The following is an 11,899-nucleotide window of genomic DNA, read 5'->3' as shown; positions in this document are numbered from 1 at the left end:
TTATCGACGTTAAGGTGCGGGATGGGGATCGCTCGGCTCGTCTGTCGGCTGCTATCCGCAGATATCATGTTGACGGTCCCTCCACCCTGGCTCCTACATACCGCGTAGGAGCCGGGAGGAACATACAAGCCATGCTCGGCTGCTCTCCGCGCGATGATGGGATGAGTCGAGCGTGGCTCGACTCTACAGAAGCACCACGCAGGGCATGGATCTACCGCAGCTGCAGACCGATCCGTAGCACCGGCAGCAACCATTCGATGAACACCTGCACGCGCAGCGCACGGTGTTGCCGATGCGGCTGCAGCAGGGTGACCGGCAATGGCTGTGCGACGTGCTGTGGCATCACTTCCACCAGCGCGCCGGATTGCAGCTCGGCCTGTACGTCGTAGCGCGGAATCTGCAAAAGACCCAACCCCGCTACGCAGCACGCAATCGATGCCTCGGCGCTGTTCACACGCACCCAGCCAGGCATCGGCAGCGTGCGCAGTTGGCCGCCGTCCTGCCACTCCCACGGTTCCACCCGTGCCGTGGTCGGCGACGCGTAGTTCACCGCGCGGTGCTGCGGCAGGTCGGCAGGATGCTGCGGCACGCCGTGTTCGCGCAGGTAAGCCGGCGCGGCAACGTTGACGAAGTCGAGTTGGCCCAGCGTGCGCGCCACCAGGCTGGAATCGCCCAGCTGGCCGACCCGCAGCACCGCATCGCAACCGTCCTCGATCAGGTTCACCGCGCGGTCGGTCATGCCCAGGTCGACTTCCACCTGCGGATACTGCGCGAAGAACCCGGGCAGCGCCGGAGCGATGATGCGACGGCCGATGCGACCGGGTACGTCGATCTTCAGCAGGCCCGACGGCTGGGCGTCGACCTGCAGGAACAGCGATTCGGCGTCCTCGACCTCGGCGATCAGGCGCAGGCAGCGGGCATGGAACACGTCGCCGTCGTGGGTGGTGGACACCCGTCGGGTCGAACGCTGCAGCAGGCGGGTGCCGAGCCGCTGCTCCAGCTCCGCAATGGCTGCCGAGACAGTGGAGCGGGGCAGGCCGAGCTGGTCGGCGGCGCGGGTGAAGCTCGCGCACTCCACGACCCGGGTGAAGATGCGGAAGCGATCGATCCGGTCCATTGTTCGCTGGCTCTGGAAAGTTAAGTCAATGTGGCGGGCTTTATCCGCTTTTTCTGCACGATATCGTCGTCAGGGCAGGGTTGCCACCCCGGGCAGCCCCCTCCCGAGACCGAAGCCATGACCGAGCATTCCCTCAAGGGCAAGACCGTGCTGATCGCCGGTGGCGCCAAGAACCTGGGCGGCCTGATCGCCCGCGACTTCGCCGCACAGGGCGCCAAAGCCATCGTCATCCACTACAACAGTGCCGCTACCCAGGCCGATGCAGAAGCGACGGTAGCCGCGGTGCAGGCCGCCGGCAGCAAGGCGGTGGCCCTGCAGGGCGACCTGACCTCGGCGGCAGCGATGGAGCGCCTGTTCGCCGATGCCGTGGCCGCAGTCGGCCGTCCCGACATCGCCATCAATACGGTCGGCAAGGTATTGAAGAAGCCGCTGCTGGACATCAGCGAAGCGGAGTACGACGAGATGAGCGCGGTCAACGCCAAGGCGGCGTTCTTCTTCCTCAAGGAAGCAGGCCGCCACGTCAATGACGGTGGCCGCATCTGCACCCTCGTCACCTCGCTGCTGGGTGCCTACACGCCGTTCTATTCCAGCTACGCCGGCACCAAGGCGCCGGTCGAGCACTTCACCCGCGCGGCGTCGAAGGAGTTTGGTGAGCGCGGCATTTCGGTGACCGCGATCGGTCCCGGTCCGATGGACACGCCGTTCTTCTATCCGGCCGAGAGCGCCGATGCGCAGGCCTACCACAAGACCGCGGCGGCGCTATCGGCGTTCACCCGTACCGGGCTGACCGACATCGCCGATATCGTGCCGTGGATCCGCTTCCTCGTCACCGATGGTTGGTGGATGACCGGCCAGACCATCCTGGTCAATGGTGGGTACACCACCAAGTAACGCAGCCACGCGTGGCGTGGCTCTACCGTCCTGGTAGGTGCCAACCTTGGTTGGCACGGGCCGGGGCATCCACGCATGGCGTGGGTCTACCAGTGCAGCCACCCCATGGGTGGCTGCGCACGATATCCGGCGGAAAGCGCGCCACGCAGGGCGTGGCGCTACCGGGTCAGCCCAGCTTCGCCAGCACCGCGTCGGTTGCTGCGACCGTACTCACCGCCTTGCCCTTCGCAGCCAGATCAGCAGTGAACACGCCGTCATCCAGCACCGCATGCACGGCGGCTTCCACTGCGGCCGCTTCGGCTTCCAGCCCCAGCGAATGGCGCAGCAGCATCGCGGCGCTGAAGATCGTGGCGTACGGATTGGCGATGCCCTTGCCGGCGATGTCCGGAGCCGAACCGTGGATGGGTTCGTAAATGCCCACCGCACCCGGCTCGCCCAGCGAGGCCGACGGCAGCAGGCCCAGCGAACCGGCCAGCATCGAGGCCTCATCGGTGAGGATGTCGCCGAACATGTTCTCGGTGACGATCACGTCGTACTCGCGTGGCTTGGCCAGCAGGTGCATGGCCATCGAATCGACCAGCTGGTGCTCCAGCGCCACGTCCGGGAACTCCTCGCGGCCAATGCGCGCGGCCACGTCACGCCACAGGCGCGAGGTTTCAAGCACATTGGCCTTGTCCACCGAGGTGACCTTGCCGCGGCGCTGCCGGGCCAGGCGGAAGGCGCTGCGCAGCACGCGCTCGATCTCGGCCACGGTGTAGCGGCACAGGTCGCTGGCGCTGTCGGCGTCGCGGGTCTTGTCGCCGAAGTAGATGCCGCCGGTCAGCTCGCGCACCACCACGAAGTCCACGTCCTGCAGCAGCTCGGCCTTGATCGGCGAGGCGTGCAGCGCGGCCTCGTGGGTACGCACCGGGCGCAGGTTGGCATACAGGCCCAGCGCCTTGCGGATCGCCAGCAGGCCCTGCTCCGGGCGCACCCTGGCGTTCGGATCGGACCACTTCGGGCCGCCCACGGCGCCCAGCAGTACCGCATTGGCGGCCTGGCAGGCGGCAAGGGTCGACGCCGGCAGCGGCTCGCCATGGCGGTCGATGGCGATGCCACCGATATCGTGCTCGCTGAAAGTGAAGGTGTGGTTGAAGCGGTCGGCGACGGCCTTCAGAACGGCCACTGCCGCGGCGGCCACTTCCGGGCCGATGCCATCACCGGGCAGGACAACAATCTCAGCGTGCATGCTCACTCTCGTAACGTTCGATTTCAGGGACACGGCCCAACAGATACCCCAACTGGTCCACGCCTTCCAGCAGGCAGGTCTGCGAGAAGCCATCCAGCGGGAAGGAATAGACGCGCCCATCGGGCGTGCGCAGCTCACGCGCGGCCACGTCGATGGTCAGCGCATCATCCGGGCGCTGCATCAGCGCCTGGACGTCGGCCTCGTCCAGCACGATCGGCAACAGGCCGTTCTTCAGCGCGTTGCCGCGGAAGATATCCGCGATCTCGCTGCTGACGATGGCACGCAGGCCCAGGTCGGTCAGTGCCCAGGGGGCGTGTTCGCGCGACGAGCCGCAACCGAAATTGCGGCCAGCCAGCAGGATGCTGCGGCCGGCGTTGTGCGGCTGGTTGAAGGCGAAGTCGGCAACCGGCTCGCCGTTGGCTTGCCAGCGCCAGTCGTTGAACGCGTTGCGGCCCAGCCCGGCACGCTCGGTGGTGGACAGGAACCGCGCCGGGATGATCTGGTCGGTGTCGATGTTGGTCTGGCGCAGCACCACGCTGGCCGAGGTCAGGGTACGGAAACCGGTCATCACGCCACCTCCTGTGCGAACAGTTCGCGGGTATCGGCGACGTGCCCGTTCACCGCGGCCCACGCGGCGCTCATCGGCGAGGCCAGCAGCGTGCGCGAACCGGGCCCCTGCCGGCCCTCGAAATTGCGGTTGCTGGTGCTCACGGCCAGCTGGCCGGGGGCGACCAGATCGCCGTTCATCGCGATGCACATCGAGCAGCCCGGCTCGCGCCACTCGGCCCCGGCCGCGCGCACGATCTCGTGGATGCCCTCGGCCTCGGCCTCGCGCTTGACGATCTCCGAGCCCGGTACCACCAGCATGCGCACGCGCTCGGCGACACGACGACCGCGCAGCACCTGTGCGACTTCGCGCATGTCGCTCAGGCGGCCGTTGGTGCACGAACCAACGAACACTACGTCCACCGGTGTGCCCGCCAGCGCCTTGCCGGCCTGGAAGTGCATGTAGTCCAGGCCCTTCTGCGCGGCGGCATCGTTGGCGACGGGAATCGGCGCATCCACGGCGATCGCGGTACCCGGATGCGTACCCCAGGTCAGGGTCGGGCGGATGTCGGCGGCGTCGATGTGCACTTCGCTGTCGAAGCGCGCGCCGTCATCGCTGCGCAGCTGTTGCCAGCGCGCCACGGCAGCGTCGAAGTCAGCGCCCTTGGGGCCGCGCGGCGTAGCGGCGACGAAGTCGAAGGTGACCTGGTCGGGCGCCACCATGCCGGCGCGTGCACCTGCTTCGATCGACATGTTGCACAGGGTCATGCGCTGTTCCATGTCCATCGCTTCGATGGTGCTGCCACGGAACTCGATCACATGGCCGGTGCCGCCGTTGACGCCGATCACGCCGATGATGTGCAGGACCACATCCTTGGCGCCGACGCCGGGCGCCAGCGCACCGTCAACGGTGATCGCGAAGGTCTTGGCCTTGCGCTGCAGCAGGCACTGCGTGGCCAGCACGTGGCCGACCTCGCTGGTGCCGATGCCGAAGGCCAGCGAGCCGAATGCACCGTGGGTGGAGGTGTGGCTGTCGCCGCAGACGATGGTCATGCCGGGCTGGGTGAAACCCTGTTCCGGCGCGATCACGTGGACGATGCCGCGGTTGTCGGAAGCCATGTCGAACAGTTCGATGCCGTACTCGGCACAGTTGCGCGCCAGGGTGGCGACCTGTGCTTCGGCGGCGGCGCTGGCGTAGGGCAGCGAGCCGTCGGCGGCAGCAGGCAACGTCGGCGTGGAATGGTCCATCGTGGCCTTGGTGCGATCCGGGCGGCGCGGCGACAGGCCACGCGCGCGCAGCTCGGTGAAGGCCTGCGGTGAGGTCACCTCGTGGATCAGGTGCAGGTCGATGTACAGCACGGCGGGCGCGCTGTCGGATTCGGGAACCACCACGTGGGCGTCCCACAGTTTGTCGTACAGGGTGCGGGGTGCGGAAGTCATGCGTATGCCTGGCAGAAGTACGAGATAGCGAACATCAGTAAAGAAAGCGGAACGGTCAAGTCAGCGACGGCGGGCGAGCACACGCAGGCGCACGTAGTCGGCCAGCGGCTGGCCGGCGGCATTGCGCGGCAGCTGGGCCAGCAACGCGGTGGCAGCCTCGCGCACGGTGGCGCGGGCCTCGGCGGGCAGGTCATCCAGCAGCGGCGCGGCGAATACCCGCAGCCAGCCGGCGACGCCGGTCGGCAGTGGGGTCGGGCGCGGCGTGCACTCGATCAGTTGCACCTGGAAGCCATGCTGGCGCAGGCGGTCGGCATAGGCATCGGCGGTCGGGAAGTACCACTGGAAGGCGCTGGCGCCATGGCCGTGGGCCACGCGTGCGGCCTGGACCGCCGCGACGATCGTGGCCACGTTGCCATGGCCGCCGAACTCGGCGACGAAGCGGCCACCGGGGCGCAGGGCGCGACGCACGCCTTCCAGCACGCGGTCCGGGTTGCCCATCCAATGCAACGCGGCATTGCTGAAGACCGCATCGAACTCGCTGTCGAACGACAGCGCGTGGCCGTCCATCACCTGCGCGTCGACGCCACGCGCACGGGCGGCGATCACCAGTTCCGGCGACGCATCCACGCCGTGGATGCGCGCGCCGCTCAGGGCCAGCTCGGTGCTGAGCACGCCATCGCCACAGCCCAGGTCGAGGATGCGCTCACCGGCGCGCGGATCGAGCAGGCGCGCGACCGCGCCACCGAGCAACGGTACGAAGCCGGCATCGATCGCATAGTCCTGGGCGTTCCACTGCTGGCCAGCGGCTGCGGTAGGAGTGTCGAAGGCGCTCATCTCGGCTTCCTCAGGCGGTTGCGGGGGTGGGAACGTCGGTGCTGCTGTGGCTGGCGGCGTGGCGCTGGCGCAGCAGGCGGTTGGCCACGTCCAGCCAGGCCAGTGCGGAGGCTTCGATGATGTCCTTGCTGGTACCGGTGCCGTCGTACTCCACGCCGTCGTGGCGCACGCTCAGATTGGCTTCACCGCGCGCATCGGCGCCGATGCCGACGCTGTGGACGTGGTAGCTGTCCAGCATCAGCTGTACGCCGGTGGCGGCCGACAGTGCGCCGAACAGCGCATCGACCGGGCCGTCGCCCTGCGCGGTCTCGGCCACGCGGTTGCCGTCCGGGTCGGACAGTTCCACCAGCGCATTGGCGCGGCTGCCGACATCGCTGATGGTCATCGAGGCCAGGCGGTAGCCCTGCGCGTTGGAGCCGCCCTGCATCAGCGCCTGCAGGTCGGCATCGGTAACCACGCGCTGCTGTTCGCACAGGCCCTTGAACTGCTCGAACACCAGCTTCAGCTCGTCTTCGTCCAGCCAGAAGCCCAGCGCGCGCAGCCTCGCTTCGACGGCGGCCCGGCCACTGTGACGGCCCAGCACCATCTGCGAATCCTCCCAGCCCACGTCTTCCGGGCGCATGATTTCGTAGGTGCCGCGATGGCGCAGCATGCCGTGCTGGTGGATGCCCGATTCATGGGCGAAGGCATTGGCGCCGACGATGGCCTTGTTGCGCTGCACCGGCATGCCGACCAGGCGCTGCAGCAGCTGCGAAGTGCCGACGATGCGCGGGGTGTTGATCGAACTGTCCTGCTCGTAGAAGGCCTGGCGCACTTTCAGCACCATCGCGATCTCTTCCAGTGAACAGTTGCCGGCGCGCTCGCCGATGCCGTTGATGGTGCACTCGACCTGGCGCGCGCCACCTTCGATGGCGGCCAGCGAGTTGGCCACGGCCAGGCCCAGGTCGTTGTGGCAGTGCGCGCTGAAGATCACGTTGGCGGCGTTGGGAATGTCGGCGACGCCGGCGATGACCTGCTGGAACATCGCGCGGATCTCTTCCGGCGTGGTGAAGCCGACGGTGTCGGGCAGGTTGATGGTGGTGGCGCCGGCAGCGATCGCCACGCGCGAGACCTCGATCAGGTAGTCCAGCTCGGTGCGGGTGGCATCCTCGGCGGAGAATTCGACATCGTCGATGTACGATCGGGCCAGCGATACGTGCTTGCGTACCGACTCCAGTACCTGCTCACGGGTCATCCGCAGCTTGTGCTCGCGGTGCAGCGGACTGGTCGACAGGAACACATGCAGGCGTGGGTTGGCTGCCGCTTCCAGCGCACGTGCCGAGGTTTCGATATCGGCCTGCAGGCAGCGCGACAGCACGGCCAGGCTCAGGCTCGGGCGACGCAGTTCGCGGCCGATCAGCGCCATCGCCTCGCGGTCGGACTGCGAGCTGGCCGGGAAGCCGGTCTCGATGATGTCCACGCCCAGTTCGTCCAGCGCACGCGCCATCACCAGCTTCTGCGGCGGGCTCATGCTGCAGCCGGGGGACTGCTCGCCGTCACGCAGGGTGGTGTCGAAGATGCGGATGCGCGGGGTGGTAATTCGTTCGATGGTGGTCACAGGGAAATCTCCTCGACAGCGGGTGCGGCGGCTTGCAGGGGGGAAGGGGAAGAGGCGGGGGAGGCGAGGGCGCTGGCCTTGGTCGGCGAGCGCGGGGTTTCGCTGCGCCGTCGCCGTGGTTTGCGCGGCGGGCGCGGCCGGATGTCGGTGAGCAGGCCGGCCAGGACACCGGCATCGATGTTGCCGCCGGACACCACCGCACACTTGCGGCGGCCGGCGACACGGCGGCCAGCTGCCAGCGCCAGCGCACCGGCGCCCTCGGCGATGATGTGTTCTTCCAGTGCCAGCCGCACCAGGGTTTCACGCAGTTCGGCTTCGCGCACGATCACCACGTCGTCCAGCAGCGAGGTGCACAGGCGTCGGGTCAGGAAACCAGGGATCTTCACCCGCACGCCGTCGGCCAGCGAGGCGACGGGGGCGATCTCGCGCACGTCGCGGCGGATGGCGCGCGCCATTGAGTCAACACCTTCCACCTGGGCGCCGATCACGCGCACGCCCTGTGATTTCAGCGCCAGTGCAACGCCGGAGGCCAGTCCGCCACCACCGATCGGCACGATCACCACGTCCGGCGCGTGCGCGGCCAGCTCGATGCCGACGGTACCCTGGCCGGCAATCACATCTGCGTCGTCGAACGCGGACAGGAAGCGGTAGCCATGGCGCTGTGCCAGTTCGACGGCGAAGGCGTAGGCCTCGTCATAGCTGGTGCCATGCTGGCGCACGGTGGCGCCCCAGTGAGCGACGCCGGCGATCTTGGTGGCCGGTGCGCCATGCGGCATCACGGTGATGGCCGGGACGTCCAGGCGGTAGGCCGCCCACGCCACGCCCTGGGCATGGTTGCCGGCCGAGGCGCAGATCACCGGCCGGGTATCGCCGCGTTCGCGGCCGGCCAGCAGCGCGTTCAACGCGCCGCGCACCTTGTAGGACCCGGTGCGCTGCAGGTTCTCCAGCTTCAGCCAGGTGCCGAAGCGCTCGGCATGGTGCAGCGGGGTAGGCGGCAGGAAGCGGCGCAGCCGGGCCTGCGCCGCCAGTACGTCGGCGACGCTTACGTCGCCGACATCGCTTTCCTGGCTGGCATCAGCGGCCGGCATGGGCCACCAGCGGGTTGCAGGCGACCGCCGCATGCGGGCACGGGCGGCGAAGAAGACGCCTCCGTACCGGCACCGTGGTCACTACGGTACGGGTGTTCATACGGATGCTCCTTCCACGGCGGTGACCTGCACGGACACGCAGTCGTAGATCTTCTCGATCTGCCGGCACAGCGTTTCCGCCGGGCGCTGGCCATCCACCACCAGCTGCAGGTGCCAGCGGCCATCGTCGGCGGCCACCGGCGCACCGCTGATCGCACGCGGCGCGAAGCCACGGCGCTCGGCCATGCCGATCACGCGCAACAGCGCGCCTTCGGCCGGGTGCAGCACCAGGTCAAGCCGGTAGTGCATTGGGGACCTCCTGGCGGGCATGGGCGGGGTTGCTTTCCAGCATCGTGCTGTTGGCGGTGTTCGGCGGCACCAGCGGCCACACGTTGGCACGTGCATCGATGGCCACGTGCAGCAGTGCCGGGCCGGGTTCGGCCAGCAGCGCGGCCAGGCCACCTTCCACGTCGTCGCGGTGGTCGATGCGGGTTGCGGCGATGCCGAACACCTGCGCCAATGCCACGAAGTCCGGGTTGTCGGACAGGTCGATTTCGCTGTAGCGCTCGGCGAAGAACAGCTCCTGCCACTGACGCACCATGCCCAGCGAACTGTTGTCCAGCAGCACGATCTTCACCGGCAGGCGGCAGCGGGCGATGGTCGCCAGCTCCTGCACGTTCATCATGAAGCTGCCATCGCCGGAGACCAGCACCACGGTGCGGTCCGGGCAGGCGAACTGCGCGCCCATCGCCGCCGGCAGGCCGAAGCCCATGGTGCCCAGCGCGCCACTGGTCAGGTGGTTGCGCGGGTGGTTGAAGCGGCAGTGCTGGGCCACCCACATCTGGTGCTGGCCGACATCACAGGCGATCACCGCGTCGGCCGGGGCCAGCTCGCTCAGGCGCTTCAGCAGCGCCGGCGCGTAGATGTGTTGCCCCGGGGCATCGTAGCGGGCAGCGAAGCGATCGCGGTGCTGCGCACAGCGCTTGCGCCACGCCTCCTGGTGGGCCTTGGGGGAGGGGAAGGCCGCACGCAGGGCGCGGATGGCGTGACCGACGTTGCCGGGCACGGCGACATCGGCGCTGCGCAGCTTGGAGATCTCATACGCGTCCGCATCGATGTGAACGACGCGGGCGAACGGTGCGAACTCCGCCAGCTTGCCGGTGGCACGGTCGTCGAAGCGTGCGCCCAGCACCAGCAGCAGGTCGCTTTCCTGCACCGCCATGTTGGCCGCGCGGGTCCCGTGCATGCCCAGCATGCCCAGCGACTGCGGATGGCTGGCCGGCAGTGCGCCCAGGCCGCGCAGCGTCATCACGGTGGGGATGGCACTGGCCTCGACGAAATCGCGCAGGTCCTGCACCGCATCACCCAGCGCGATACCCCCGCCGGCGTAGACCACCGGCTTCTCGGCCGCGGCCAGCGCGGCAATGGCTTCGGCCATGGCGGCCTCGGCCGGCGCCGGCGGCGGTTCGACGCTGCTGGGCGCATGGGCCGGCAGATGGCTGGCGTCGGCCAGCTGCACGTCCTTGGGCAGGTCGATCAGCACCGGGCCGGGGCGACCTTCGCGGGCGATCCGGAACGCATCGGCCACCACGCGCGGCAGGTCATCGACGCTGCGCACCAGCCAGCTGTGCTTGACGATCGGCATCGTCAGGCCGAACACATCCAGTTCCTGGAAGGCGTCGGTGCCCAGCAGCGGCGTGCCGACCTGGCCGGTGATGCAGACCATCGGTACCGAGTCCAGCATCGCATCGGCGATGCCGGTGACCAGGTTCGACGCGCCCGGGCCGGAGGTGGCCACGCAGACGCCCACCTGGTTGCTGGCGCGGGCGAAACCATTGGCGGCCAGGGCGGCACCCTGCTCGTGGCGCACCAGGATGTGCTTCAGCGACGAGTCCACCAGCGCGTCGTAGAACGGCATGATGGTGCCACCGGGATAGCCGAACAGCGTGCGGACGCCTTCGGCCTCCAGCGCCTGGGTCAGCCAGCGCGCGCCGTTGGGCGGCGCGCTGCGGTGTGTGGAAGAGTTCATGGGGGAACCTTGCAAAGCGGGTGGGGGAGGGCCGCGCGGTTACGCGGCCTGTCCTTGCAACCAGACCATCTTGGCGCGCAGTTCCTTGCCCACCTTTTCGATCGGGTGCTCCAGGTCGGCCTGCTTGAACCTGTTGTAGTTCGGCAGGCCCGCTTCGTACTCGGCCACCCAGTTCTTGGTGAAGGTGCCGTCCTGGATGTCCTTCAGCACTTCCTTCATGCGTGCCTTGGTGCCGGCGTCGATCACGCGTGGGCCGCTGACGTAGTCGCCGTACTGCGCGGTCTCGGAGATGAATTCCAGCATGCGCGAGATGCCGCCTTCGTAGAACAGGTCGACGATCAGCTTCAGCTCGTGCAGTACTTCGTAGTAGGCGATCTCCGGCTGGTAGCCGGCTTCGACCAGGGTCTCGAAACCGGCCTGCACCAGCGCCGACGCACCACCACACAGCACCGCCTGCTCGCCGAACAGATCGGTCTCGGTCTCTTCCTTGAAGGTGGTCTGGATCAGGTTGGCGCGGGCACCGCCGAGGCCGGCCGCATAGGCCAGGGCGTACTCGGCCGCCTTGCCGCTCTTGTCCTGGTAGACCGCCCAGATGCACGGCACGCCGCGGCCGATTTCATATTCACGACGGACCAGCGCGCCCGGGCCTTTGGGCGCGACCAGCACCACGTCCAGGTCCTCGCGCGGCTTGATCATGTCGAAGTGCACGTTCAGGCCGTGCGCGAACAACAGCACCGCACCCTGTTTCATGTTCGCAGCCAGCACGTCGTCGTAGAGCTTCTTCTGCACCATGTCCGGCGTCAGCACGGCAACCAGGTCCGCATCCTTCACCGCATCGGCCGGTGCTTTCACGGTGAAGCCATCGGCCTGTGCCTTGACCTCGGTCGGGCCACCCGGACGCAGGCCTACCACCACGTCGAAGCCGGATTCGCGCAGGTTCAGTGCGTGGGCGCGGCCCTGGCTGCCGTAGCCGATGACGGCGATCTTGGTCTGGGGCAGGTCGTTGGTGCTCATGGGGGAGGTTCCTTGCGGTGGGAAGAAAAAAGAACGGCCGGTCGTCGAGGTGACGTGCCGGCCGGTCAGGGGAAAG

General features: G+C 68.2%; 11 protein-coding genes. 1 reads left to right on the top strand and 10 read right to left on the bottom strand.

The annotated features are described in order from the left end of the window. Nucleotides 1-211 precede the first annotated feature (211 nt). Nucleotides 212-1,117 carry a LysR family transcriptional regulator gene (locus tag AC5P66_RS18250; protein WP_049440951.1) on the bottom strand — a complete coding sequence of 302 codons (906 nt, stop codon included), beginning with the start codon at nt 1,115-1,117 and terminating at the stop codon, nt 212-214. Between the two features lie 117 nt (nt 1,118-1,234). Between AC5P66_RS18250 and AC5P66_RS18245 the strand changes: the two genes are divergently transcribed. Beyond that, a complete protein-coding gene (locus tag AC5P66_RS18245; protein ID WP_019662047.1) occupies nt 1,235-2,008 on the top strand; it encodes an SDR family oxidoreductase in 774 nt (257 codons plus the stop codon). 166 nt (nt 2,009-2,174) lie between these two features. Here AC5P66_RS18245 and leuB read toward each other — a convergent pair whose 3' ends face one another. The 9 genes from leuB to ilvC all read right to left on the bottom strand — a co-directional run bounded on the left by leuB (nt 2,175) and on the right by ilvC (nt 11,823). Next, nucleotides 2,175-3,236, bottom strand: coding sequence for a 3-isopropylmalate dehydrogenase (leuB, locus tag AC5P66_RS18240; RefSeq protein WP_099495280.1), 1,062 nt, complete (start codon nt 3,234-3,236; stop codon nt 2,175-2,177). Further along, nucleotides 3,226-3,804, bottom strand: coding sequence for a 3-isopropylmalate dehydratase small subunit (gene leuD / locus AC5P66_RS18235; protein WP_049440955.1), 579 nt, complete (start codon nt 3,802-3,804; stop codon nt 3,226-3,228). Before leuD ends, leuB begins: the two co-directional genes overlap by 11 nt. Continuing rightward, a complete protein-coding gene (gene leuC / locus AC5P66_RS18230; RefSeq protein ID WP_099495279.1) occupies nt 3,804-5,222 on the bottom strand; it encodes a 3-isopropylmalate dehydratase large subunit in 1,419 nt (472 codons plus the stop codon). Before leuC ends, leuD begins: the two co-directional genes overlap by 1 nt. A gap of 60 nt (nt 5,223-5,282) precedes the next feature. Next, the gene (locus AC5P66_RS18225) at nt 5,283-6,056 is read right to left on the bottom strand and encodes a class I SAM-dependent methyltransferase (protein ID WP_099495278.1); all 774 of its coding nucleotides are present in this window, start codon (nt 6,054-6,056) and stop codon (nt 5,283-5,285) included. Nucleotides 6,057-6,066: 10 nt separating this feature from the next. Next, complete coding sequence (locus AC5P66_RS18220) at nt 6,067-7,653, bottom strand: 2-isopropylmalate synthase (protein WP_099495277.1); 1,587 nt, start codon at nt 7,651-7,653, stop codon at nt 6,067-6,069. After that, nucleotides 7,650-8,741 carry a threonine dehydratase gene (locus AC5P66_RS18215; RefSeq protein WP_099495276.1) on the bottom strand — a complete coding sequence of 364 codons (1,092 nt, stop codon included), beginning with the start codon at nt 8,739-8,741 and terminating at the stop codon, nt 7,650-7,652. Before AC5P66_RS18215 ends, AC5P66_RS18220 begins: the two co-directional genes overlap by 4 nt. Before the next feature lie 96 nt (nt 8,742-8,837). After that, the gene (locus AC5P66_RS18210; protein ID WP_005419108.1) at nt 8,838-9,089 is read right to left on the bottom strand and encodes an ACT domain-containing protein; all 252 of its coding nucleotides are present in this window, start codon (nt 9,087-9,089) and stop codon (nt 8,838-8,840) included. Then, nucleotides 9,073-10,809, bottom strand: a complete 1,737-nt coding sequence (gene ilvG, locus AC5P66_RS18205; protein WP_049440962.1) for an acetolactate synthase 2 catalytic subunit — start codon at nt 10,807-10,809, stop codon at nt 9,073-9,075. Before ilvG ends, AC5P66_RS18210 begins: the two co-directional genes overlap by 17 nt. Nucleotides 10,810-10,848: 39 nt before the next feature. Next, nucleotides 10,849-11,823, bottom strand: coding sequence for a ketol-acid reductoisomerase (gene ilvC / locus AC5P66_RS18200; RefSeq protein WP_014038401.1), 975 nt, complete (start codon nt 11,821-11,823; stop codon nt 10,849-10,851). Nucleotides 11,824-11,899 lie beyond the last annotated feature (76 nt).

The sequence above is a fragment of the Stenotrophomonas sp. YJH_SMC_122 genome, assembly GCF_059369535.1.
Note: the sequence above shows the minus strand (reverse complement) of the source record. Positions and strands in the feature narration are given on the sequence as shown.

Bases quoted from the DNA above. Each gene is read 5' to 3' on its own strand.
- AC5P66_RS18210 (WP_005419108.1), bottom strand. From the start codon at position 9,089: ATGCACTACCGGCTTGACCTGGTGCTGCACCCGGCCGAAGGCGCGCTG.
- ilvG (WP_049440962.1), bottom strand. From the start codon at position 10,809: ATGAACTCTTCCACACACCGCAGCGCGCCGCCCAACGGCGCGCGCTGG.
- AC5P66_RS18215 (WP_099495276.1), bottom strand. From the start codon at position 8,741: ATGCCGGCCGCTGATGCCAGCCAGGAAAGCGATGTCGGCGACGTAAGC.
- AC5P66_RS18225 (WP_099495278.1), bottom strand. From the start codon at position 6,056: ATGAGCGCCTTCGACACTCCTACCGCAGCCGCTGGCCAGCAGTGGAAC.
- ilvC (WP_014038401.1), bottom strand. From the start codon at position 11,823: ATGAGCACCAACGACCTGCCCCAGACCAAGATCGCCGTCATCGGCTAC.
- leuC (WP_099495279.1), bottom strand. From the start codon at position 5,222: ATGACTTCCGCACCCCGCACCCTGTACGACAAACTGTGGGACGCCCAC.
- leuB (WP_099495280.1), bottom strand. From the start codon at position 3,236: ATGCACGCTGAGATTGTTGTCCTGCCCGGTGATGGCATCGGCCCGGAA.
- AC5P66_RS18245 (WP_019662047.1), top strand. From the start codon at position 1,235: ATGACCGAGCATTCCCTCAAGGGCAAGACCGTGCTGATCGCCGGTGGC.
- AC5P66_RS18250 (WP_049440951.1), bottom strand. From the start codon at position 1,117: ATGGACCGGATCGATCGCTTCCGCATCTTCACCCGGGTCGTGGAGTGC.
- leuD (WP_049440955.1), bottom strand. From the start codon at position 3,804: ATGACCGGTTTCCGTACCCTGACCTCGGCCAGCGTGGTGCTGCGCCAG.